Source organism: Kribbella sp. NPDC048837 (assembly GCF_055586945.1).
Window position 1 is genome coordinate 794087 of sequence record NZ_JBVJHF010000003.1, and the last position, 22338, is coordinate 816424.

The 22338-nt window shown below is 68.8% G+C and carries 20 protein-coding genes; 9 read left to right on the forward strand and 11 right to left on the reverse strand.

The genetic code is table 11. The annotated features are described in order from the left end of the window. Positions 1–11: 11 nt before the first annotated feature. Together ACZ6O0_RS19360 and ACZ6O0_RS19365 are read left to right on the forward strand one after the other, a co-directional pair. On the forward strand, positions 12–248 hold the full coding sequence (locus ACZ6O0_RS19360) for a ribbon-helix-helix domain-containing protein (protein ID WP_465766290.1): 237 nt from the start codon (positions 12–14) through the stop codon (positions 246–248). Then, a complete protein-coding gene (locus ACZ6O0_RS19365) occupies positions 248–550 on the forward strand; it encodes a type II toxin-antitoxin system PemK/MazF family toxin (RefSeq protein WP_465766291.1) in 303 nt (100 codons plus the stop codon). Before ACZ6O0_RS19360 ends, ACZ6O0_RS19365 begins: the two co-directional genes overlap by 1 nt. On the opposite strand, the gene ACZ6O0_RS19370 is transcribed toward ACZ6O0_RS19365, so the two are convergent. Together ACZ6O0_RS19370 and ilvD are read right to left on the reverse strand one after the other, a co-directional pair. Further along, positions 547–1317, reverse strand: a complete 771-nt coding sequence (locus tag ACZ6O0_RS19370; protein WP_465766292.1) for a phosphotransferase enzyme family protein — start codon at positions 1315–1317, stop codon at positions 547–549. The genes ACZ6O0_RS19365 and ACZ6O0_RS19370 overlap by 4 nt on opposite strands. 10 nt (positions 1318–1327) lie before the next feature. After that, entirely contained in the window at positions 1328–3181 is a 1854-nt protein-coding gene (gene ilvD, locus ACZ6O0_RS19375; RefSeq protein WP_465766293.1) for a dihydroxy-acid dehydratase, read from the reverse strand. Positions 3182–3304: 123 nt separating this feature from the next. Between ilvD and ACZ6O0_RS19380 the strand changes: the two genes are divergently transcribed. From ACZ6O0_RS19380 to ACZ6O0_RS19395, 4 genes are all read left to right on the forward strand, one after another. Then, the gene (locus ACZ6O0_RS19380; RefSeq protein ID WP_465766294.1) at positions 3305–4147 is read left to right on the forward strand and encodes an AraC family transcriptional regulator; all 843 of its coding nucleotides are present in this window, start codon (positions 3305–3307) and stop codon (positions 4145–4147) included. After that, positions 4144–4572 (forward strand): VOC family protein, encoded by a 429-nt coding sequence (locus tag ACZ6O0_RS19385; protein WP_465766295.1) that lies wholly within the window; start codon positions 4144–4146, stop codon positions 4570–4572. Before ACZ6O0_RS19380 ends, ACZ6O0_RS19385 begins: the two co-directional genes overlap by 4 nt. A gap of 58 nt (positions 4573–4630) precedes the next feature. Next, positions 4631–6487, forward strand: coding sequence for a DNA helicase RecQ (recQ, locus tag ACZ6O0_RS19390; protein WP_465766296.1), 1857 nt, complete (start codon positions 4631–4633; stop codon positions 6485–6487). An 80-nt stretch (positions 6488–6567) separates the two neighbouring features. Beyond that, a complete protein-coding gene (locus ACZ6O0_RS19395) occupies positions 6568–7146 on the forward strand; it encodes a dihydrofolate reductase family protein (protein ID WP_465766297.1) in 579 nt (192 codons plus the stop codon). 20 nt (positions 7147–7166) lie between these two features. Here the strand turns inward: ACZ6O0_RS19395 and ACZ6O0_RS19400 are convergent, their stop codons facing one another. Both ACZ6O0_RS19400 and ACZ6O0_RS19405 read right to left on the reverse strand, forming a co-directional pair. After that, positions 7167–8267, reverse strand: coding sequence for a serine hydrolase domain-containing protein (locus ACZ6O0_RS19400; RefSeq protein ID WP_465766298.1), 1101 nt, complete (start codon positions 8265–8267; stop codon positions 7167–7169). Between the two features lie 99 nt (positions 8268–8366). Further along, on the reverse strand, positions 8367–9236 hold the full coding sequence (locus tag ACZ6O0_RS19405) for a LysR family transcriptional regulator (RefSeq protein WP_465766299.1): 870 nt from the start codon (positions 9234–9236) through the stop codon (positions 8367–8369). Positions 9237–9336: 100 nt separating this feature from the next. Between ACZ6O0_RS19405 and ACZ6O0_RS19410 the strand changes: the two genes are divergently transcribed. After that, positions 9337–10038 carry an SDR family oxidoreductase gene (locus tag ACZ6O0_RS19410; RefSeq protein ID WP_465766300.1) on the forward strand — a complete coding sequence of 234 codons (702 nt, stop codon included), beginning with the start codon at positions 9337–9339 and terminating at the stop codon, positions 10036–10038. A gap of 19 nt (positions 10039–10057) precedes the next feature. Continuing rightward, positions 10058–10816 carry an SDR family NAD(P)-dependent oxidoreductase gene (locus ACZ6O0_RS19415; RefSeq protein WP_465766301.1) on the forward strand — a complete coding sequence of 253 codons (759 nt, stop codon included), beginning with the start codon at positions 10058–10060 and terminating at the stop codon, positions 10814–10816. Here ACZ6O0_RS19415 and ACZ6O0_RS19420 read toward each other — a convergent pair. From ACZ6O0_RS19420 to ACZ6O0_RS19440, 5 genes are all read right to left on the reverse strand, one after another. Beyond that, positions 10813–11184, reverse strand: coding sequence for a VOC family protein (locus tag ACZ6O0_RS19420; protein ID WP_465766302.1), 372 nt, complete (start codon positions 11182–11184; stop codon positions 10813–10815). The two genes, ACZ6O0_RS19415 and ACZ6O0_RS19420, sit on opposite strands and share 4 nt — an antisense overlap. 87 nt (positions 11185–11271) lie before the next feature. Then, the gene (locus ACZ6O0_RS19425) at positions 11272–13092 is read right to left on the reverse strand and encodes a DUF3352 domain-containing protein (protein WP_465766303.1); all 1821 of its coding nucleotides are present in this window, start codon (positions 13090–13092) and stop codon (positions 11272–11274) included. A 46-nt stretch (positions 13093–13138) separates the two neighbouring features. Further along, positions 13139–13759, reverse strand: a complete 621-nt coding sequence (locus ACZ6O0_RS19430; protein ID WP_465766304.1) for a hypothetical protein — start codon at positions 13757–13759, stop codon at positions 13139–13141. 33 nt (positions 13760–13792) lie between these two features. Continuing rightward, entirely contained in the window at positions 13793–17338 is a 3546-nt protein-coding gene (dnaE, locus tag ACZ6O0_RS19435) for a DNA polymerase III subunit alpha (RefSeq protein ID WP_465766305.1), read from the reverse strand. Positions 17339–17634: 296 nt separating this feature from the next. Further along, the gene (locus tag ACZ6O0_RS19440) at positions 17635–19947 is read right to left on the reverse strand and encodes an ATP-binding protein (protein ID WP_465766306.1); all 2313 of its coding nucleotides are present in this window, start codon (positions 19945–19947) and stop codon (positions 17635–17637) included. 51 nt (positions 19948–19998) lie between these two features. On the opposite strand from ACZ6O0_RS19440, the gene ACZ6O0_RS19445 reads away from it, so the two are divergent. Then, positions 19999–20793, forward strand: a complete 795-nt coding sequence (locus ACZ6O0_RS19445; RefSeq protein ID WP_465766307.1) for an alpha/beta hydrolase — start codon at positions 19999–20001, stop codon at positions 20791–20793. Positions 20794–20804: 11 nt separating this feature from the next. On the opposite strand, the gene ACZ6O0_RS19450 is transcribed toward ACZ6O0_RS19445, so the two are convergent. Together ACZ6O0_RS19450 and ACZ6O0_RS19455 are read right to left on the reverse strand one after the other, a co-directional pair. Continuing rightward, complete coding sequence (locus tag ACZ6O0_RS19450) at positions 20805–21422, reverse strand: Type 1 glutamine amidotransferase-like domain-containing protein (RefSeq protein WP_465766308.1); 618 nt, start codon at positions 21420–21422, stop codon at positions 20805–20807. Further along, entirely contained in the window at positions 21419–22327 is a 909-nt protein-coding gene (locus ACZ6O0_RS19455) for an RluA family pseudouridine synthase (RefSeq protein WP_465766434.1), read from the reverse strand. Before ACZ6O0_RS19455 ends, ACZ6O0_RS19450 begins: the two co-directional genes overlap by 4 nt. Positions 22328–22338: the final 11 nt, after the last annotated feature.

Below are 22338 nucleotides of genomic sequence, written 5' to 3' on the forward strand. Positions count from 1 at the left end.
ATGGTGTTGGTATGAGTAAGCAGATCACCGTGCGGTTGCCGGATGAGCTGGTCGACTTCATGGACCAGTTGGTGGCGACCGACAAGGCGACGAGCCGGGCGTCCGTGGTCGCCCGGGCGATGGAGCGTGAGCGCCGCCGGGAGCTGGCCGCCCGCGACCTCGCGATCCTCGCCGAACACGGCGACTACCCGGATCTGGAGGGCCTGGCCCCGACTGCGGCCGGCACCGTGCTCACCGACCTCGACTGATGCGGCCGATCCACATCGCCCGGCTGGACAAGCCGCGGCCGGTCGTGGTCCTCACCCGCGAGCTGATCCGCCCGCGCCTGACCAACGTCACCGTCGCCCCGATCACCAGCACCGTCCGCGGCCTCTCCACCGAGGTCCTGGTCGGCCCGGACAACGGCCTCGACCATGCGAGCGCCATCTCCTGCGACAACATCCAGACCATCCCGAAGGCCCAGCTCGGCCGCCTGATCGGCTACCTCCACCCCGACCAGGAACCAGCCCTCGCCGAAGCCATCAGCCTCGCCTTCGACCTGGAGATCTAGCTCTCCGCGACCAGCACCGCCCGGTTCGCCAGGACGTACGCCGCCGCGGCCCGGTTCCCGCCCGCGTGATCCTCGTCCCGATGTACGTCGAACGCCGGGTCACCCGCACGCACCTGCTGCTCGATGTATGCCGCGAACGACAGCAGCCTGATCGCGATCAGATCCACCAACTCGGCCGGTGCGACCCCGAGGCCATAGGCGTCGCAGAACAGGCGTAGCCGCCGGGCCCGGTCGGGCTCCTCCGGCCACCCGAAGGACTCGAGCCAGGCCGGCGGGTGGAACGGCACGAACTGGTGCGCGGCGTAGGCGAGATCCCACCGGCGGTTCGATGGCCGGATCGTGTCCCAGTCGATGATCCCGGTGACCTCGGCACCGTCGAAGACGAGATTCCAGGGCGCCAGATCGTGGTGCCCGACGCAGTCGATCCGAACCGGCGCCGCGACTTCCAGGCCGTGCCAGTCCCAGGGGTCGACCGGCTCGAATCCCTCGGTCGCATCGTGCAGCCGACGGATCGCGCGAGCCACACTCACCAGCGCCTGATCCGACCGGAGCTCCTCAGTCAGAGGCGGATATCCCGTGGTTCCGGGAAGGTAGGACAGCGTCTCCGTCGTACCTTCCACAGCCACTAGCCGGGGAGCCAGGTCGAAGCCGACTCGCTCGAAGTGCCGGAGCAGTGCGTGCGTGTTCGCCGTACCCCTCCGGCGTTGAACGGTGTCACCCTGCCGCACCGGCTTGGCGAAGCGGCCGCCAGGCATTGCTTCGTCCATCGCGGCTCGTTCAGGAACCCAGCTTGCTGACGTCGCGGACGGCGCCCTTGTCGGCGCTGGTTGCCATCGCGGCGTACGCGCGGAGTGCCTGGGAGACCTTGCGGTCGCGGTTCTTCGGGGCGTAGACACCGCCGAGCGCCGCCCGGCGGGCATCGAGCTCGGCCTGGTCCACCAGCAGCTCGATCGAGCGGCCCGGGATGTCGATCCGGATCTGGTCGCCGTCCTGGACCAGCGCGATCGTCCCGCCGGACGCGGCCTCGGGTGACGCGTGACCGATCGAGAGTCCCGACGTACCGCCGGAGAAGCGGCCGTCGGTGACCAGTGCGCAGACCTTGCCCAGGCCGCGGCCCTTCAGGAACGACGTCGGGTACAGCATCTCCTGCATCCCAGGGCCACCCTTCGGGCCTTCGTACCGGATCACCACGACGTCGCCCGGCTGGACCTGCTTGGCCAGGATCTTCTCGACCGCTTCCTCCTGCGACTCGCACACCACCGCGGGACCCTGGAAGGTCCAGATCGACTCGTCCACGCCGGCCGTCTTCACAACGCAGCCGTCGACGGCCAGGTTGCCCTTCAGGACCGCGAGCCCGCCGTCCTTGGAGTACGCGTGCTCGAGGTCGCGGATGCAGCCGCCGGCCGCGTCGGTGTCGAGGGTCTCCCACCGCTCCGACTGCGAGAACGCCGTCGCCGACCGCTTGCAGCCAGGCGCCGCGTGCCACAGCTCGACGGCCTCCGGCGACGGCGAGCCGCCACGCAGGTCCCACGTCTTCAGCCACTCGTCGATCGAGTCGCTGTGCACGGTGTGGATGTTCTCGTTCAGCAGGCCGGCCCGGTGCAGCTCACCGAGGATCGCCGGGATGCCACCGGCCCGGTGCACGTCCTCCATGTAGTACGTGCCGCCCGGTGCGACGTTCGGCGCGACCTTCGCCAGACACGGCACCCGGCGCGACACCGCGTTGATGTCGTCGAGGTCGAAGCCGACCTCCGCCTCCTGGGCCGCGGCCAGCAGGTGCAGGATCGTGTTCGTCGATCCACCCATCGCGATGTCCAGCGCCATCGCGTTCCCGAACGCCTCGCGGGACGCGATGTTCCGCGGCAGCACGGTCGCGTCGTCGTTGTCGTAGTACCGCTTGGTGATCTGGACGACGGTCTCGCCGGCCTTCTCGTACAGCGCCTTGCGCGCGGTGTGGGTGGCCAGCACCGAACCGTTGCCCGGCAGCGACAGGCCGATCGCCTCGGTCAGGCAGTTCATCGAGTTCGCGGTGAACATGCCCGAGCACGAGCCACAGGTCGGGCAGGCGTTCTCCTCGATCCGCAGGATGTCGGCGTCGGAGACGTTCTCGTTGACGGCCTCGGACATCGCGTCGATCAGGTCGAGCTTGCGGACCGTGCCGTCGACCAGCGTGGCCCGGCCGGCCTCCATCGGGCCGCCGGAGACGAACACGGTCGGGATGTTCAGCCGGAGGGCGGCGTTCAGCATGCCGGGGGTGATCTTGTCGCAGTTCGAGATGCAGACCAGCGCGTCCGCGCAGTGCGCCTCGACCATGTACTCGACCGAGTCGGCGATCAGGTCCCGCGACGGCAGGCTGTAGAGCATGCCGCCGTGGCCCATCGCGATCCCGTCGTCGACGGCGATCGTGTTGAACTCGCGCGCGATCCCACCGGCCGCGTGGATCGCCTCGGACACGATCCGGCCGACCGGCGCCAGATGGGTGTGCCCGGGGACGAACTCGGTGAAGCTGTTGGCCACCGCGATGATCGGCTTGCCGAAGTCCTCCCGGGCTACCCCGGAGGCCTGCATGAGCGCGCGGGCGCCCGCCATGTTGCGGCCGTGGGTGACAGTACGGGACCTCAAAGCGGGCACGACGGCTTCTCCTCTACGTCCGGACGACTATCCGATGGTGCCACGCCCGTCCGGATGGCGGTACGCGGGTCCCGAATCGCGGAGCGGGTGATTCTGTCGGAGGGTGGTCCTAGCCTGAGAACCATGGCGGGGTTCACGCAGGTGCAGCGACCGGTGCACCCCGCCCTGCGTCCGTACGTCGGCGACATCAGCGGCTATGCGTACGACGGTGATCCGCCGGCGCTCCACCGCGGTCTCCCCTCCCGGCACCTGACGCTCGTCATCACCTTGGACGAACCGCTGGGCGTCGCCTGGCCCGGCGCACCGGTCGAGAAGTTCGACGCCCTCGTCGGCGGCCTGCACGCGACCGCGGTCCACGTCGGAGCGACCCCCAGCCGGGCCGGTGTGCAACTGTCGCTGACCCCGGCCGCCGCCCGCGTCCTGCTCGGCCTGCCACCGATCGAGCTTGCCTCAACTGTTGTGGGGCTCGACGACCTCCTCGGCCGGCCCGCCCGCCTGCTGACCGAACAACTGCGCGAGGCACCGACCTGGGACGCACGCTTCGACCTGCTCGAAGGGTTGTTCCTCGAGCGATGGGCTGCGGACGCAGCCCATGGAGCTCGCCCGGAGGTCGGCTGGGCGTGGCGCCGGTTGTGCGAGTCCGGCGGGGCGATCGGCGTACAGGATCTGGCCACGGAGGTCGGGTGGAGCCGGCGGCATCTGACCGATCGGTTCACCGCGGAGTTCGGGCTCGCGCCGAAGGTGACGGCGCGGGTGCTGCGGTTCGAGCGCGCGGTCTGGCGATTGCGGCGGCAGCCGGCGATCCGGCTGGCCGACCTGTCCGCCCGGTTCGGGTATGCCGACCAGGCGCATCTGACCCGGGAGTGGAAGGCGATCGCGGGCTGCTCACCCCGGCAGTGGATCACCGAGGAACTCCCAAACGTCCAAGACTTCGTGCCGGCCTGGACCGCAGAGTCGGAGGTATGAACAGCATGACTGAGCAGAAGACGGTGATCGGGGTCTGGCCTGGCCTCCACTACCGCGACGGACAGGCCGCACTGAAGTTCCTCACCGAGGGCCTCGGCTTCACCCTCGTCGCGTCGTACCCCGGCGTGGCCGAGGGATCGATCGCGCACTCCGAGCTGACCTGGCCGTTCGGCGGCGGGATCATGATGGGTTCGGCCGATGCCAAGGCGGAGCCCGACGAGTTCACCGCGCTGGCGGACCAGGCGCAGTCGATCTATCTGGTCCACGACGACCCGGACAGCCTGATCGGTCGCGTCATCGGCGCCGGCGCGGTCGTCGTCCGCGGCCTGGAGGACGCGGACTACGGCTCGCGCGGCTTCACCGTCAAGGACCCCGAGGGCAATCTGTGGAGCGTCGGGACCTATCGCGGCGAAGTCGCCCGGTAATCCACAGGTTTCGCGTCGGCAGCCAGCATCGTCGTGGCGATCTCACTAGACTCGCGGGGTGACCGAGACGACCGGGCTGCCCCTTCCAGAAGCGATCGACGGACAGCCAGAAGCTGTCGATGTGCTGCGCCGGGTCTTCGGGTACGACGCCTTTCGCGGTGAGCAGGCCGAGATCATCGACACCGTCGTGGCCGGCGGGGATGCCCTGGTGCTGATGCCGACCGGTGGTGGCAAGTCGCTGTGCTACCAGATCCCGGCACTCGTCCGATCCGGTGTGGGCGTGGTGATCTCGCCCCTGATCGCGTTGATGCAGGACCAGGTCGACGCCTTGACGGCCCTCGGCGTACGAGCGGGATTCCTGAACTCGACGCAGGACTTCGAGCAGCGGCGTGAGGTCGAGCAGGCGTTCCTGGCCGGCCAGCTGGATCTGCTCTACCTCGCGCCCGAGCGGCTCCGGGTCGAGGCGACCGTCCGGTTGCTCGACCAGGGCAAGATCGCGCTGTTCGCGATCGACGAGGCGCACTGTGTGTCGCAGTGGGGCCACGACTTCCGGCCGGACTACCTGATGCTGTCCGAGCTGCACGAGCGCTGGCCCGACGTGCCGCGGATCGCGTTGACCGCCACGGCGACCGAGGCGACGCACCAGGAGATCGCCACCCGGCTGAAGCTGACGGACGCCAAACACTTCGTCGCGAGCTTCGACCGGCCGAACATCCAGTACCGGATCGTCCCGAAGGACAACCCGCAGCGGCAGTTGCTCGACCTGCTGCGCACCGAGCACGCCGGCGACGCGGGCATCGTGTACTGCCTGTCCCGCAACAGTGTCGAGAAGACCGCCGCGTTCCTGACCCAGAACGGGATCGAAGCCCTGCCGTACCACGCCGGACTGGACAGCCGGACCCGCGCGGTCAACCAGGCCAGGTTCCTCCGCGAGGACGGCCTGGTGGTGGTCGCGACGATCGCGTTCGGGATGGGCATCGACAAACCGGACGTCCGGTTCGTCGCGCACCTCGATCTGCCGAAGTCGGTCGAGGGGTACTACCAGGAGACCGGCCGGGCCGGGCGGGACGGACTGCCCTCGACGGCGTGGCTCGCGTACGGACTGCAGGACGTCGTGCAGCAACGGAAGATGATCGACACGTCCGAGGGTGACCTCGCGCATCGGCGCCGGCTCAGCGCGCACCTGGACGCGATGCTCGCGCTGTGCGAGACCGTGCAGTGCCGGCGATCGCAACTCCTGGCGTACTTCGGTCAGCACGGTGACACGTGTGGGAACTGCGACACCTGCCTGACGCCACCGGAATCGTGGGACGGCACGATCGCGGCGCAGAAGCTGCTGTCGACGGTGTACCGGCTGCAGCACGAGCGCAACCAGAAGTTCGGCGCCGGGCAGCTGATCGACATCCTGCTCGGCAAGGAGACGGAGAAGGTCAAACAGTTCCGGCACGACCAGCTGACCGTGTTCGGGATCGGGACCGAGCTCAAGGACACCGAGTGGCGCGGCGTGATCCGGCAACTGCTGGCGCTCCGGCTGCTCGCGGTCGAGGGCGACTACGGCACGCTCGTGCTCACCGAGGAAAGCGGTGAGGTGCTCGGCAAGCGTCGTGAGGTGATGATGCGGCGCGAGCCGGAGCGCACGAAGTCGAAGTCGAGGTCGTCGTCGGCGAAGAAGGCCGCGGCCGATCTCGCGCCCGAGGCGGCGCCGGTCTTCGAGCGGTTGCGGACATGGCGGGCCGGTGTCGCCAAGGAGCAGGGCGTCCCGGCGTACGTCATCTTCCACGACGCGACGCTGCGCCAGATCGCGACCGACCTGCCCAGCACTCTGGCCGAGCTCGGCACGATCAGCGGCATCGGCGAGAACAAACTGGCCAAGTACGGCGAAGGCGTGCTGGAGGCACTGTCCGCGGAAGACTGATGTCGAGTCGGGTCAGGCTTCTTCGACGCGAGGGTAGGGGCGCGGACTCGCCGCGCTCTGCGGAGTGAAGGAGCAGGATCATGTCTTCATCGGTGTTGCTGATGTCGATGTCCGTCGACGGGTTCATCGCGGGTCCGAACGACCAACCGGGCAACCCGGGCGGTGACGGCTTCATGCGGCTGCACAAGTGGTACGAAGGTCCGGACGGGGAGTTCGGCCGGCCGGTGGGCCCGGCCGGCGACATCTGGGACGAGCTGAACGCGACTGGCGCGGTGCTGGTCGGCCGGCGAACCGCGGAGCAGGTCGACTACTACGGCGGTGACCATCACGGCGCGCCGATCTTCGTGCTCAGCCGGCAGCCGGCGCCTCCCGCGGCGCAGAAGTACGAGTCGGTGACGTTCGTGACCGACATCGAGAGCGCGATGGCGCAGGCGAAGGCGGCGGCCGGCGACACGGACGTGCTGGTGCACGGTGCGTACACCGCGCAGAAGGCGCTCGAGGCCGGGGTGCTCGACGAGCTGCAGATCGACCAGGTCCCGGTGCTCTTCGGACGCGGCCTGCGGTTGTTCGACGTCCTCCCGAAGCAGATCGAGTTGGAGGTGGCGCGGGTGATCGACACCCCCGCGGCCACCCACATCCGCTACCGGGTCCGCCACTGAACACAGCCCTCCGGCTCCACTCAGTTGAGCAGGGGCTGGAGGGCTTTGGTCAGCTCTTGCATCATCTTGCCGACATCTCTCCTGCTGTCGGCAATCATCATGGCGACCGAAACCTTCTTCGCCGGGACCACGACCAGCAGGCTGGTGTGATCGGGATTGTCACCGTAGTGACCGTACGACGTACCAATGCCGAGCGCTTTCGCGAACAACTCCGTCCCGAGCCCGTAGGGCCCGTCGCCCTTGGTCATCTCGCTGACCAGCTCGGCCGGCAGCACGCGGCCGCCGTACAGCTGGTACCCCCAGCGCGCGACCGTCGGTGCGTCGGCGGCAAGTCCATGACCCGCCGCGAGCGCGCTCGCGAAGGCGCGGCACGGAAGGTAGCCGTCCGGCTCGCCGCAGGACTCGTTGTCGTCCACGGCCGCCGGGGGCTCCGGCTTCTCCCCGTCCTGGAAGGCGGCGTGCTTCAGCCCGGCCGGCGCGGCCAGATCGCGACGGAATACACCGGCGAGCGGCTGGCCGGTCACTTTCTCGATCAGCAGGCCCAGCAGCTCATAGCTGGCATTGCTGTAACCGGAGTCGCTGCCCGGCGCTCCGACCTTGGCAGTGTGGTACGACAGCGTCTGCTCACGCGTCCAATGCCTGCCCGGCGCCGCCGTGACCGCCTTGTCCAGCTCGCGGTAGTCGTCGTTCCCGAAGTCGGGAACGCCCGACGTCATCGACAGATGCTGCCGGACGGTCGCGCTGTTCGCGGTCAACTTGTGCTGGAGGTACGTCGAGATCGGCTTGTCCAGGTCGACCTTGCCGGCCTTGACGAGCAGCATCACCTCGGCCGCGACGAACGTCTTCGTGATGTCCGCGGCCGCCATGCTCGTCTCCGGACGCAACGCCGTACCGCGGATGTCCGTCCCGGCCGCTCCCGACCAGATCCAGCGATCGGTCACGACCGCGGCGGTCGCACCTCGCGAGCCTGATGGGCTGTCGGGTGACGCGACCACCTTGTCGATCACGTCCTGAAGGGCCTTGGCCTTCGCCGGGTCAAGCGCCGCCGTCCCCGGCGCCGGGAACGCCGGCACCGTGGCAGACGTGGTCGGCGCGGCTGCCGGACTCTCCCACCAGAACATCCCACCACCAGCGCAATCACCAGGAGGGCGGCTGCGCTCCACCTCATCCTTCGATGATGCCACCAAATCCAGCCGGCGTTGCCCTGAGCCCCGGCCGGATCATCGCGGCCAGTCGGCCGACCCCGCGAGGTCGGCGAAGTCGTAGACGAGGCGCGAGCGGCGGGTGGCGATCCAGGCGAGGGCGACCTTGTTGGGGGCGATCTCGTGCACCGGGACCACCGCGATGTCGGGGCGTTGGTAGTAAGTGGCGACCGACAGCGGAAGGATCGAGATGCCGCGTCCAGCCGCGACGTGTTCGAGCTTCTCCTCGACACTGCGATACGTCGGCACCGCCTTGGGGCGGCCGAGGCGTAGCTCGAGGGCGATGTCGCGCCACTCCGGTACGGCGTTCGGGTCCTGGAGCAGGTGTTCGTCGGCGAGGTCGGTGATCTCGATCATCGGCTTGCCCGCCAGGCGGTGGTCGGACGGGACGATCGCGACGCGGGACTCCTCGAACAGCGGCCGGATGCTCAACCCCTGCTGGTCGATCGGCAGCCGGACGATGCTGACATCGACGCGGCCGTCGTGCAGTACCTCGACCTGGTCGTCCCATGTCGTCCGGATCACCTCGACCTCGACGTCGGGATGCGCGGCGGCGAACGCCCGGACAGCCGGGGTCACGGTGATGCCGGGCATGAAGCCGACCGTGAAGGTCTTCGGTCCCCGGGCTGCCTGGGTCACGCGCCGGCGGACGGCCTCGGCCGAGGCCAGCAACGGCCGCGCGTCGTCGAGCAACTGGCGGCCGGGGGGCGTGAGCTCGGTCGCGCGCTTGGTGCGGACGAACAGCTGGACGCGGAGCTCGTTCTCCAGCGCGCGGATCTGCCGGGACAGCACCGGCTGGGCGATGTGCAGCCGCTCCGCCGCCCGGCCGAAGTGCAGTTCCTCGGCCACGGCGACGAAGTACCTGAGCTTGCGGAGGTCGACGTCCATAATACCTTCAGGGTATTACAGCCGCCGGAACAGGTCTTGGACGCCGGTCGCCCGGCGCCTGCATCGTGGAAGGGAATTCTCAACCACGAAAGGCAGTGTCATGACCTTGCAGGACCAGCGCGTCGTCGTCCTCGGCGGTACGTCGGGCATCGGGCTCGCCACCGCGGAACTGGCAGCCGCCCAGGGAGCCACCGTGATCGTTGCCTCCAGCAACCCCGACTCGGTGAAGCGCGCACTCGAAACCCTTCCGGACTCGGCGACCGGCGAGGCGGTCGACCTCACCGACTCCGCCGCCGTCGGCGCGTTCCTCGAGCGCCTCGAGCCCTTCGACCATCTCGTGTTCACCGCCGGTGAGTCGCTGACGCTGCTCGAGGTCGGCACGATGGATCTGGACCAGGCGCGCACGGCGTTCGAGGTCCGGTACTTCGGCGCTCTCGGTGCCGTCAGTGCCGCGGCGTCGAAGATCCGTCCCGGCGGTTCGGTCGTCCTGACGACCGGCGCGGCCGGCGACCGGCCGGCACCTGGTTGGTCCGTCGCCGCGAGCATCTGCGGCGCGATGGACTCGCTCGTCCGTGCCCTCGCCGTCGAACTCGCGCCCCTGCGCGTCAACGCGGTCAAGCCCGGCGTAGTGCGCACGCCGTTGTGGGCCGGCGCGATGGACTACGACGAGGTCGCCCGCGGCCTGCCGGTCGGCCGGGTCGGCGAACCCGGGGACATCGCCGCGGCCTACGTCTTCCTGATGAACGAACCGTTCGCCACCGGCTCGATCGTCTCGGTCGACGGTGGCCACGTCATCGCCTGAGCCTGGCAGAGTGGGACGCATGGCACGCATTCTGGTCACCGGGTCGGCCGACGGGCTGGGGCAACTGGCTGCTCGCGAGCTGATCACGCAGGGACATGAGGTCGTCCTCCACGCCCGGAACGAGTCCCGCGCCGATGACGCCGTCGCCGCGCTGCCGAAGGCGGCAGGCGTGCTGACCGGCGACCTGGCGAGCATCGCGGAGACTCGCGAGCTGGCCCGGCAGGCGAACGAGTCGGGGCGGTTCGACGTGGTGATCCACAACGCGGCGGTCGGGTATCAGGAGCCGCGGATCGAGACGGCCGACGGGCTGGAGCACGTGTTCGCCGTCAACGCGCTGGCGCCGTACCTGCTGACCGCTCTGATCGAGCGACCGCGGCGGCTGGTCTATCTGAGCTCGGGGATGCACGAGGGCGGCGACGTCGTACTCGACGATCTGCAGTGGGTACGGCGGCGGTGGCGCGGAGCGCAGGCGTACTCGGACTCGAAGCTGTACGACGTGATCCTCGCGTTCGCGGTCGCCCGGCTCTGGCCCGGCGTACTCTCCAACGCCGTGGATCCCGGCTGGGTCCCGACCAAGATGGGCGGCCGTGGCGCGCCAGGTGATCTGAGCCAGGCACACCTGACCCAGATCTGGCTTGCGACCGCGCCGGATGCGCCGACCGGCGGGTACTTCTACCACCTGCGGCCACATCGGACGCATCCCGCCGCCTCGGATCCCGAGACGCAGGCAGCCTTCCTGGAGACCTGCGCCTCGCTCACCGGGGTGCGCCTGGCTTAGAACTGGGAGACGTACAACCGGTTGCCGTCCTGGTCGCGCAGGCTGAACATCGGCGGGACGTCCGGCCACTCGAGCAGTTCGTCGGTGTCGACGCCCTCGGCCAGGAAGTGCTTGTGCGCCGCCGCCGCGTCCGGGCTGGACAGCCGGATGCCGGTGTCGACGCCGGCCGGGTTGCCCTCCGAGGCCGGGACCAGGGCGATACTCGTCGCGGCTCCGGACGGCGCGACCACGATCCAGCGGCCGCCGAGCTGCGGCAGCGGTGCGTCCATCAACAGCTCGAACCCGAGCGTCTCGGTGTAGAACGCGACCGCGCGGTCCTGGTCGGTGACGGGTACGCCGACGGTCGCAATGCCGGTGAAGTGGTTCATCTCGGTTCTCCTCCTGGGTGAAAGGTGCTTTCACCCAGGAGGTAGAAGCCGTCCGGCCGATTTCGACATCGTCGGCCGGAGAAATTCCTACTTCGCGACGACCCGCAGCGTGAAGTCCGCCTGGCCGTCACCCGTGGAGCGGACGACGAAACCGCCGGAGCGGAGTGCGGCCAGATCCTTGTCGGAGCTGAACCGCGGGCTGAGCGCGCCGACCGACTCGAAGTCGACGTACCCGATCGTCACCGCGCCCTTGGTGTCGGGCAGGGCCTGCTTGAAGTTCTCGCTCTGGCCGAGGTTGCCACCCTTCAGCACCTGCTCGGCGTAGTCCTTGTCGGTGGCGAGAACGAGCGTGTCGTCGTCCTTCGCGCTCTCGATCGGGATGTTGGCCGAGCTGCGCTCGTGCAGCAGCGTGGTCAGCTTCTCCACCACCGGCTCGGCCTTGGCCGGGTCGGTCTCCATCCGGGCGGCGATCTTCGGGCCGTTCGACGCGTCCTTGTCGATCGCGACCGCGAGGTTCTTCCCCAGCAGGCTCTTCAGGTCGTCCGGCAGGTTCAGGCCGGTCTCCTCGGCGATCTGCTCGGTCAGCTGCTTGATGTTGCCGTTGGCCGCCTTGTTCAGCTGCTGCCACATCGTGTCGACCAGGTTCTCGCCACCCGAGACCGCGATCGCGCCGGCCGTGCTGTCCGGCAGCTTGGTGACCAGGTCGCCGGCGTCGGCCGAGTTGACCTTGATGCTCTGGTCGCCCTGCGCGATGCCCTTCAGCTCGACGTACGAGGCGTCGAACCGCAGCGAGGCGGCCATACTCGCGTCGCCGACACCGGCCAGCGCCTCGGAGTCGACCTTGCCGGAGATCGAGGCGATCCCCTTCATGTCGGCCCAGACCGAGGCGAAGCCCTGCTCGCCGAGCTTGTCCATGTCCGCGCTGAACTTGGCGTTCTTCTCCAGCGGGTTGTCCTTCGCGGTGGCGACGGCCGCGTCCACGGTGGCCTGGTCGTCACCGAGCAGCACGTAGCCGTTGCTGAACGCGCGGCCGGGCTTCTTGTCCTCGCCGGCCATCAGCTTGTCCAGGCCCTTGGTGGCCTCGCCCTCGTTCTTCACCTGCACCGCGATCACGACGACCGGGTCGTCCTTGCCGTCGGCGGGCGGCAGCGCGGCGATGCCGGCGCGCTCACCGAGCCACGGCTTGACGTCCTTGTCGTAGTCGACGTCGGCCAGGTCGTCACCGGCGTACTTCTTGATCTGCTCGAACAGCTTCTGCCGCAGGTCGTCCTTCTCGCCGGTCAGGCCGAACTTGTCCTTGACCGACGGGAACTTCATCAGGAACCGGATCGCGGCGACCTTCTGGCCGGCCGACGGGTTCAGGTCGACCCGGGCGTAGGCGACGGCGGTGCCCGGCAGGACCGCGGCCGGCTGGTCGCCGCCCTTGAGCTTGCCGTAGGCAAAGATTCCGCCACCGGCGACGACGAGCACCATGGCGAGCGCCGCGATCAGCGGGATCACCTTGCCGCGCTTCTTCTTCGGCTCCGGCTGCCACTGCTGCGGCTGCCCACCGATGTTCAGCTGCTCGTACGACGCCTGACCCGGCTGGCCGTACTGCGGCCCGGGCTGACCGTACTGCGGTCCCCCCTGCGGCTGCTGCGGTCCTCCGTACTGCGGAGCGCCGTACTGCTGGCCGGGCTGGCCGCTGTGCTGCGGTGCGCCGTACTGCGGGCCGTTCGGCTGCGGCGGGTACTGCTGCTGTCCAGGCTGGGGCCACAGGTTCTGGCCCTGGCCCTGGCCCTGCTGCGGCGGTCCGGCCGGCGGGCGCTGGCCCTGCTGCGGTCCGCCGTACTGGCCTTGGCCGTAGGGGTTCTGGGGGTTCTGCGGACCGCCGGCACCTGGGTACGGCGGGGTGTTCTGGTCGGACATATGCTCCCTCGCTGGCCGGTGGCCTCACCCACCGGACTGGCAAAGGCTATTGCACCGGTGGTGCAGGCTCTGACGCGGCAGGTTGCGATGTGGTTGCAACCGGCTCGCTGCGCCAGGTGGTGGCGGCGAGGATCGCACAGGCCAGGGCGGCACCGATCAGCCAGGAGACCGCCGGGGTCCAGGTGTGCAGCTCCAGGGGCGCGGACACCAGGTCACCGGGCTTGGCGGCCTGCAGGCGCGGCTGGATCGGGTCGTGGCCGAGCAGCATGCCCACTCCCCAGGCGATGCCGGAGCCGAGGCACGCGCCGAGCGTCACGATCGCGACCGACCACGGACCGTAGTTCCGCAGCCACCAGAACAGGGCACCACCCAGGACGAGCGCGGCCAGGAAGCCGATCGAGGTGAAGGTGCCGTCCGGCCCGAAGATCCGGGTCATCTGCTCCTCCCCCAGTGCGCCACCGTTCTCGTCCACCGTGTACTGCGCCAACGGCGAGAACTGCTGCCACGCCCACCCGGCCACCACACCCGCGGCCAGGAACACCACCACGGTCACCACGATCGCCTTCGCCCACGGCATCCGCGGCTCCGGCTGACTCGGCGCACCGAAGGGAGCACCGGCCGGGGGCGGAACGTAGGGAGACGGCTGGATGGGCTGCGGTTGAGTCACGTCGACAGTGTGACGCATCGAATCCAATGCCAATCAGCTGGCCAGGCAGGACGGGCCGAGGAGCGCCTTGAGGTCCGCCATCAGCGACGACGTCGGCGTGACGCGGAACCGGTCGCCGATCCGCATCACAGTCGTCTTCTGCCGGGCCTGCAGCCGCAGTTGCACCTCGGTCATCCCGGGATGCGACTGCAGCACATCCCGCAGCTGCTCGACCAGCGGCGGCGTACAGCGGTTCACAGGCATCGTGATCACCACCGGGCCGCTCGGCCCTTCGGTCAGGTCCGGCACGATCACCTCGGAGCCGCTGAGCTCGACCCGGTCCTCGCGGCGACGCAGCCGGCCCTTCATCAGGATGATCGCGTCGTTGCTGAGCAGGTGCGCGTGCAGCTGGTACGCCGAGGAGAACATCATCACCTCGATCGAACCCTCCAGGTCCTCGATGGTGACGATCGCGTAGATGTCGCCGCGCTTGTTCACCTTCCGCTGGACCGCGGTGACCAGGCCGCCGATGGTCACCTGGGAGCCGTCCGGCCGGTCCTCGTCGGCGAGCAGCTGACCGATCGTGCAGTCGCTGCCGTTGGTGAGCACGTGCTCGACGCCGAACAGCGGGTGGTCGGACACGTACAACCCCAGCATGTCGCGCTCGTGCGCGAGCTTGGTCGCCTTGTCCCACTCCTCGATCTCCGGGACGGTGACGGTCAGGCGGCTGTTGCCCTCGCCCTCGTCCGCGTCGTCACCCATCGAGAAGAGGTCGAACTGGCCGTGCGCCTCGTTCCGCTTCAGGTCGATGGCCTCGTCGACGGCCTGCTCGTGCACCGCGACGACCGCGCGCCGGGCGTGGTTCATCGAGTCGAACGAACCGGCCTTGGCCAGCGACTCGATGACCCGCTTGTTGCAGACCGGCAGCGACACCTTGTCGATGAAGTCGACGAAGTCGGTGAACCGGCCCTTCTCCTCGCGGGCCGCGACGATCTCAGCCACCACGTTCACGCCGACGTTGCGGATCGCGGACAGGCCGAAGCGGATGTCGGTGCCGACCGGGGTGAAGTTCGAGTCCGACTCGTTCACGTCCGGCGGGAGCACCTTGATCCCCATCCGGCGGCACTCGTTCAGGTAGATGGCCATCTTGTCCTTGTCGTCCTTGACGGACGTGAGGACGGCGGCCATGTACTCCGCCGGGTAGTTGGCCTTCAGGTACGCCGTCCAGTACGAGACCAGCCCGTACGCCGCGGAGTGCGCCTTGTTGAACGCGTAGTCGGAGAACGGGACCAGGACGTCCCACAGCGCCTTGATCGACTGGGCGGAGAAGCCGTTCGCCTTCATCCCCTCGGAGAAGCCGACATACTCCGCGTCCAGCACCTCGCGCTTCTTCTTGCCCATCGCCCGGCGGAGCAGATCCGCCTTGCCGAGCGTGTAGCCGGCCAGCTGCTGGGCGATCGCCATCACCTGCTCCTGGTAGACGATCAGACCGTAGGTCGTCCCCAGGATCGGTTCGAGCGCGACGGCGAGCTCGTCGTGCGGGTAGCTGATCTCCTGCTGCTTGTTCTTCCGCAGGGCGTAGTTGGTGTGGCTGTTCGCGCCCATCGGGCCGGGCCGGTAGAGCGCGCCGACCGCGGAGATGTCCTCGAAGTTGTCCGGCTTCATCAGCCGCAGCAGCGCCCGCATCGGGCCGCCGTCGAACTGGAACACGCCGAGCGTGTCGCCGCGGCCGAGCAGCTCGAAGGTCGGGCCGTCGTCCAGGGTCTTGGCCAGCTCGTCCAGGTCCAGCGAGATGCCGCGGCTGGCCTCGACGTTCTTGACCGCGTCGTCCATGATCGTCAGGTTGCGCAGGCCCAGGAAGTCCATCTTGACCAGGCCGAGCGTCTCGCAGCTCGGGTAGTCGAACTGGGTGATGACCTGGCCGTCCTGCTCGCGGCGCATGATCGGGATCAGCTCGATCAGCGGCTCCGAGGACATGATCACGCCGGCCGCGTGCACACCCCACTGGCGCTTCAGGTTCTCCAGGCCGCGGGCCGTGTCGACGATCTTGCGCACGTCCTGGTCGGACTCGTAGAGCTGGCGGAACTCGCCGGCCTCGGAGTACCGCTTGTGCTGGGAGTCGAAGATGCCGGACAGCGGGATGTCCTTGCCCATCACCGCCGGCGGCATCGCCTTGGTGATCCGGTCGCCCATCGCGAACGGGTAGTCCAGCACCCGGCCGGCGTCCTTGATCGCCTGCTTGGCCTTGATGGTGCCGTAGGTGACGATCATCGCGACCCGGTCGTCGCCGTACTTCTCGGTGACGTAGCGGATCACCTCGGGGCGGCGGCGGTCGTCGAAGTCGATGTCGAAGTCGGGCATCGACATCCGCTCCGGGTTCAGGAAGCGCTCGAAGATCAGGCCGTGCTGGAGCGGGTCCAGGTCGGTGATCCGCATCGCGTACGCGCACATCGAACCGGCACCGGAACCACGGCCCGGACCGACCCGGATGCCGTGCTCCTTGGCCCAGTTGATGAAGTCCGCGACGACCAGGAAGTAGCCGGCGTAGCCCTTCGAGGTGATGACCTCGATCTCGTACTCCGCCTGCTTGCGGACCTGGTCCGGGACACCGCCGGGATAGCGCTTGTGCAGGCCGGTCTCCACCTCGGCGACGAACCAGGACTCCTCGTTGTGGCCGTCCGGGCAGGGGAAGCGCGGCATGAACCGGCCCTCGCCCTCGGTGAAGCTGACGTCGCATTGCTCGGCGATCAGCAGCGTATTGTCACACGCCTCCGGCAGCTCCTTCCACACCTCGCGCATCTCGGCCGCGGTCTTGACGTAGAACTCGTTCGCGTCGAACTTGAACCGGTTCGGGTCGGACAGAGTCGAGCCGGACTGGACGCACAGCAGCGCCGCGTGCGCGGTCGAGTCCTCGGGCTTGGTGTAGTGCAGGTCGTTGGTCGCGACCAGCGGGAGGCCGAGCTCACGGGCCAGCCTGAGCAGGTCCTTCTGGATGTCCCGCTCGATGCCGAGGCCGTGGTCCATCAGCTCGCAGTAGAAGTTCTCCTTGCCGAAGATGTCGCGGAACTCCGCGGCGGCCTCGACGGCCTCTTTGTACTGCCCGAGGCGGAGCCGGGTCTGCACCTCGCCGGACGGGCACCCGGTGGTCGCGATCAGGCCCTGGCCGTAGGTGTTCAGCAGCTCGCGGTCCATCCGGGGCTTGAAGTAGTAGCCCTCGAGGCTGGCCAGCGAGCTCATCTTGAACAGGTTGTGCATGCCGGAGGTGTTCTTCGCCAGCAGCGTCATGTGGGTGTAGGCACCCGAGCCGGAGACGTCGTCGCGGCCGGAGTTCGCGTCGCCCCACTTGACCCGCTTCCGCTCGCTGCGGTGGGTGTGCGGGGTCAGGTACGCCTCCACGCCGATGATCGGCTTGACGTCGTACTTCTTCGCGGTCTTCCAGAACTCGTACGCACCGAACACGTAGCCGTGGTCGGTGGTGGCGATGGCCGGCATGCCCATCTCCTGGGCGGTTTTGAACAACTCGTCGATCCGCGCGGCGCCGTCCAGCATGGAGTACTCGGTGTGCACGTGTAGGTGCACGAAACTATCGCTGGACGCCATGTCGACGCAGACCTCCCAGGGCGTGAGTGAGCGGGACTGACACAGCCTATGCGGGCCCGCCGACAGTTCCTCACCGGCTCACCGGCGCGGGTCCGCGGCGCCCGCTATCCGGGCGTGGAAGACACCACTTTCACACCAGTTGGAACGGCGGACCCAGCGCCGAGCAGGGGATCTCAGGACGCCGGGTCCACCGGTCTGGCGGCCGCCCGGCAGGAGGGTCCGGGCGGCGAGGGGGGACGCCAGAGCAAGGGTGCCGCCCGCCGCCCGCCCACCCATCGGGAGAACTACGAATCTGTCTACGTATCCGGGTGCTCTGTGATCCAGCGCGCGACCTGGGACCGCGAGGTGAAGGCGAGCTTGCCGAGGATGCGTTCGACATGCGTCTCCGCGGTCCGTTGCGAGATGACCAGGCGAGCAGCGATCTCGCGGTTGCTCAATCCCTCGCCGAGCAGGCCGGCGATCTCGTGCTCGCGCGGCGTCAGCTTGCCGGCCAGTCCGGTCCGCGCCACCCGGTGGTTCACCGTTTCCTCGCCGAGCGCGAGCGAGACCACCTGCTCGAAGGAGTACGCCGCTCCCAGCTCGAACGCCCGGTCGAACGCGGCATCCCCGATCGCGGCCCGGATCCGCTCCTCGGCCTGGTCGTCGAACCTGCTGTACGGCGTGGTCTGGTCGACATGCGCACCGGTGGACCGCCACACCGCCCGTGAAGCACCCAGCAGCTGGGCGGCACGCGCGCCGGGCTCCGACGACGCGGCACACCATGACAGCGCCTGCACGCACAGCGCGATGCCGGTCCGGCCGTTGAGCGGCAGCCACAGCCGGATCGCCTCCTGGAACGACCGGGTCGCGTCCTCGATCCGCTCGTGGTCCCGCCATTGCACCACGCCGACGGCCAGCATCGCGTATGCCTTGGACGACTCCGCGCCCTTGGAGTCGGCCAGGTCGTACGCCTGCCGGCTGAACTCGTCCGCCCGCGGATCGCCGAGGAAGAACGTCGCCGCCGACAACAGGGTCAGTACGCCGAACTCCCCCAGCAGATCGCCGACCGCACGGAAACCGTCGAGGGCCGGCAGCAGATCGTCGACCGCACCCGACAGGTCACCGCGGTTGATCCGCGCCTGCCCGGCCACCTCCGCGATCCGGGCCCGCAGATGGTCGTCGTCGTACCGCTCGGCGAGGACCTTGCACTCGGCCAGCCAGCGCGTCTGCTGCTCGGCCTCGCCGATGAACATCGCGTTGTAACCGCCGGCCCAGAGCCCGAGCGCGCGCATCGGCGTCTGCTCCGGTGTCGCATCGAGGGCGCGGTACAGGTAGTGATAGCCCTCGCGGGGGAACCCGGTGAACCAGAAGTTCCAGATCGGCGCCGCGATCTCGAGGGCGGCCGACCCACCGTCCGGCTCGCTCAGGCAGAAGTCGAGTGCGGCCCGCAGGTTGCCGTGCTCGCGCCGCATCCGGAGGTACCAGTCGGCCTGACGCGGCCCGAAGATGTCGGTCGCCCACTCCGCCGCCAGGTTCCGGTAGTGGTCGCGGTGCCGCAGCCGGTACTCGCGTTTCCCGCTGCCGAGCCGCAGAGCGCCGTACTGGCTGATCGACGTGAGCATGTCGTACCAGGCGACCGAGCGGGGTCTACCGATCGTGCGGGTGATGATCGACTTGTTGAGCAGGCCGGCGATCAGACCGAGTACGTCGTCGTGACCGATGCCGTCACCGGAGCAGACCTCCTCGGCTCCGTCCAGGTCGAAGCCTCCGGAGAAGACCGACAGCCTCGCCCACAGCGTGCGCTCAGCCTCGGAGCACAGGTCGTAGCTCCAGTCGATCGCCGCCGCCAGCGCCTGCTGGCGGGCCGGTGCTGTCTGCTTGCCGCCGGCCAGCAGGCGGAAACGGTCCTCGAGCCGATCGAGGATCTGCTGCAGCGAGAGAGTCCGCATCCAGACCGCCGCGAGTTCTATCGCCAGCGGTACGCCGTCCAGCTGCCGGCAGAGCTCGATCACCTGCGCCCGATTGGTGTCGTCGAGCACGAAATCCGGGAGCACCGCGCGCACCCGGTCGGTGAAGAGCAGCATCGCCTCGTACTGGTCGGCGTCCGCGGCCGGAGCCTCCGGGGGCGGCGTCGGCAACGGTGGGACCGACAGGACCTGCTCGCCCTCCACTCCGAGCACGTGACGGCTGGTCGCGATGATCTGCAGTCGTGGCGCGGCCGCGAGCAGCTTTCTCCCCAGTACGGCGCATGCCTCGGCCACCTGCTCGCAGTTGTCCAGCACCAGCAGCAGGCGCCTGTCCTCCATGTACGCCGCGAGATCATCCGCCGGGTTCGCGGAGACCTGGCTCAGCTCGAGCGCTTCGGCCAGAGTGTTGGCGAGCAGGTCAGGGTCATGCAGTGCGGCCAACTCGACGAACCAGACCCCGTCGGCGAACGTCCGTCGTACCTCTGCCGCCATCCGTAGCGCCAGGCGCGTCTTGCCGACTCCCCCGGCGCCGGTGAGCGTCAGCAGGCGGCTGCCGGCCAGCAACCGCCTGGTCTCCGCCAGCTCGCGCCGGCGTCCGACGAAGCTCGTCAGCTCCGCCGGCAACCGCCCACGCGCTGACACCCCAGGCTTCGACTCCCCCATGCCTATTCAGACTAGGCCGAATTCCCCAGTGTTGAAGGGCACACTGAAACAATGGTGCGCATCACCCTTGCTGTGGCGGCAGTGATTGTCCTGCTCACGGCACTGTTGTGGGGTGTTCAACGGCGGCTGATCTACCTCCCCGACACGGCTGCGGTGAGTGCGAGCGTAGGGGCCGAGGACGTGCTGCTGGAGACAAGCGATGGTCTGCGTCTGGGTGCCTGGCTGGTCCGGCCGCAAGGGCGAGATCGTGGGATCGCGGTACTGGTTGCCAATGGGAACGGCGGGAATCGGGCTGGGCGGGCTCCGCTCGCGCGGGCGTTGGCGGCTCAGGGACTGACGGTGTTGCTGTTCGACTATCGCGGGTACGGCGGGAACGCAGGCAGACCGAGTGAGGAAGGACTGGCTCGGGATGTGCGGGCAGCGCAGCGGTTTCTGGTGGGGTACGGCGTACCGGCTGAGCGGACTGTGTACTTCGGTGAGAGTCTCGGGGCTGCTGTGGTGACTGAGTTGGCGACCGAGGTTCCGCCGGGTGGGTTGGTACTACGGTCGCCGTTCGTCGATCTGGCAGCGGTCGGGCGGGTGCATTACCCGTTCTTGCCGGTCCGGCTGCTGCTGCGGGACGAGTTTCCGGTGGCTGAGCGGCTGGCCGCGGTGAAGGTGCCGGTTGCTGTGGTCTACGGGAGCGCGGATTCCGTCGTACCGCCGGAGCAGAGCCGGGCGGTGGCTGCGGCTGCGCCGGCGTTGAAGGAGCTGGTCGAGATCCCAGGAGCCGACCACAACGATCCGGTGTTGGTCCACGGCGCGCAGGTGGTTGCGGCTGTCGTCAGGCTTGCCGATCAGCTCTGACCTAGAGGCGGTCAGACGAGTTCGCGGTGGGCGCCGTCGATGACGAGAGCTTGGCCATCGCTCATGGGGAGGTACGCGACGCCGGTGCGGTCGTAGAGCTCGGCGACACGCTCGAGGAGCTCCGTCTCGGGATGGCCGGGTGAGTTCAGGTGCGGAACGATCGCGTGGTCGAGCACGCCGAGGCCGTCCCAGATGATCTCGCCGTCCAGCACGCTGGTGTCGTCGCACAGCTCGAGGCCGCGGAGGCTGGGCGCGAGGACGCACGGTCCGGCGCTGTACCCGGCGTACACGAGCTGCTCGGAGCGGATCAGGTCCGGGAGGATCTGATCCGCACCCGAGCGAGCCATGGCGACCCGGAGGACGAACACGTTCCCGCCACGGACCCAGACGCCGTCGTACTCCCCCAGCTCCGCCCGGAGGTCGGACGTCGAGCGAAGGTCCAGCTCCTCCGCGCGGAGGCCGAGCTCGGTCAGCCAGGCGATCTCCTCGGCGACCTTCTCCCGGCGTACAGCGGGATCCTCGTTGTCGATCGAGTTGCAGATGACCGCCACCCGGCCCTGCGGCGGGAGCAGGCCGACCAGGCGCTCCGGGTGGTCACCGAGGCGGAAGGACGACAGATACAACTTCATTGAGCATCGACGAGGAGATCCAGAGCGTGGTCGAGGTCGTCGGGATACTCCGAGGTGAACTCGACGTACTCGCCCGTGCCCGGGTGGGTGAAGCCGAGGCGCATGGCGTGGAGCCATTGCCGGTTGAGCTGGAGGCGCTCGGCGAGGACCGGGTCAGCGCCGTACGTCAGGTCGCCGCAGCACGGGTGCCCGATCGCGGACATGTGGACGCGGATCTGGTGCGTCCGGCCGGTCTCGAGGGTGATCTCGAGCAAGGTCGCGTACCGGAACGCCTCGAGCGTCTCGTAGTGCGTCACGCTCGGCTTGCCGCCCGCCACGACGCCGAACTTGTAGTCGTGGTGCGGGTGCCGGTCGATCGGGGCGTCCACAGTGCCGGTGAACGGGTCGGGATGCCCCTGGACCAGCGCGTGGTAGATCTTCTTGACCGTGCGCTCCTTGAAGGCGCGCTTGAGCACGGTGTACGCGTACTCCGTCTTCGCGACCACCATCAGCCCGGAGGTGCCGACGTCGAGCCGGTGCACGATGCCCTTGCGCTCGGCGGCGCCGCTGGTGGAGATGGTGAAACCGGCGCCGGCCAGATGGCCGATGACGGTCGGGCCGGTCCACCCGGGTGACGGGTGCGCGGCGACTCCGACCGGCTTGTCGACCACGATGATCTCGTCGTCGTCGTACACGATCCGCAGGTTGTCCACGGTCTCCGGCACGACGGTCACTTCGGCCGGCGGAGGCGGTAGCTCGACATCGAGCAGCACGCCGGCGGCGACCCGGGACGACTTCGGTGCCGGGGCACCGTCGACCTGGACCAGACCGGACTCGATCAACTCGGCCGCCTTGGTCCGGGACACGCCGAACAGGCGGGACAGCGCCGCGTCCAGCCGCTCGCCGGCCAGACCGTCCGGCACCATCACGGTCCGCG

Bases quoted from the DNA above. Each gene is read 5' to 3' on its own strand.
- ACZ6O0_RS19385 (WP_465766295.1), top strand. From the start codon at position 4,144: ATGAACAGCATGACTGAGCAGAAGACGGTGATCGGGGTCTGGCCTGGC.
- ACZ6O0_RS19360 (WP_465766290.1), top strand. From the start codon at position 12: ATGAGTAAGCAGATCACCGTGCGGTTGCCGGATGAGCTGGTCGACTTC.
- ACZ6O0_RS19445 (WP_465766307.1), top strand. From the start codon at position 19,999: ATGGTGCGCATCACCCTTGCTGTGGCGGCAGTGATTGTCCTGCTCACG.
- ACZ6O0_RS19365 (WP_465766291.1), top strand. From the start codon at position 248: ATGCGGCCGATCCACATCGCCCGGCTGGACAAGCCGCGGCCGGTCGTG.
- dnaE (WP_465766305.1), bottom strand. From the start codon at position 17,338: ATGGCGTCCAGCGATAGTTTCGTGCACCTACACGTGCACACCGAGTAC.
- ACZ6O0_RS19370 (WP_465766292.1), bottom strand. From the start codon at position 1,317: ATGGACGAAGCAATGCCTGGCGGCCGCTTCGCCAAGCCGGTGCGGCAG.
- ACZ6O0_RS19440 (WP_465766306.1), bottom strand. From the start codon at position 19,947: ATGGGGGAGTCGAAGCCTGGGGTGTCAGCGCGTGGGCGGTTGCCGGCG.
- ACZ6O0_RS19410 (WP_465766300.1), top strand. From the start codon at position 9,337: ATGACCTTGCAGGACCAGCGCGTCGTCGTCCTCGGCGGTACGTCGGGC.
- ACZ6O0_RS19380 (WP_465766294.1), top strand. From the start codon at position 3,305: ATGGCGGGGTTCACGCAGGTGCAGCGACCGGTGCACCCCGCCCTGCGT.
- ACZ6O0_RS19415 (WP_465766301.1), top strand. From the start codon at position 10,058: ATGGCACGCATTCTGGTCACCGGGTCGGCCGACGGGCTGGGGCAACTG.
- ACZ6O0_RS19425 (WP_465766303.1), bottom strand. From the start codon at position 13,092: ATGTCCGACCAGAACACCCCGCCGTACCCAGGTGCCGGCGGTCCGCAG.
- ACZ6O0_RS19395 (WP_465766297.1), top strand. From the start codon at position 6,568: ATGTCTTCATCGGTGTTGCTGATGTCGATGTCCGTCGACGGGTTCATC.
- ACZ6O0_RS19420 (WP_465766302.1), bottom strand. From the start codon at position 11,184: ATGAACCACTTCACCGGCATTGCGACCGTCGGCGTACCCGTCACCGAC.
- ACZ6O0_RS19400 (WP_465766298.1), bottom strand. From the start codon at position 8,267: ATGTTCTGGTGGGAGAGTCCGGCAGCCGCGCCGACCACGTCTGCCACG.
- ACZ6O0_RS19455 (WP_465766434.1), bottom strand. From the start codon at position 22,327: ATGGTGCCGGACGGTCTGGCCGGCGAGCGGCTGGACGCGGCGCTGTCC.
- ACZ6O0_RS19405 (WP_465766299.1), bottom strand. From the start codon at position 9,236: ATGGACGTCGACCTCCGCAAGCTCAGGTACTTCGTCGCCGTGGCCGAG.
- ACZ6O0_RS19450 (WP_465766308.1), bottom strand. From the start codon at position 21,422: ATGAAGTTGTATCTGTCGTCCTTCCGCCTCGGTGACCACCCGGAGCGC.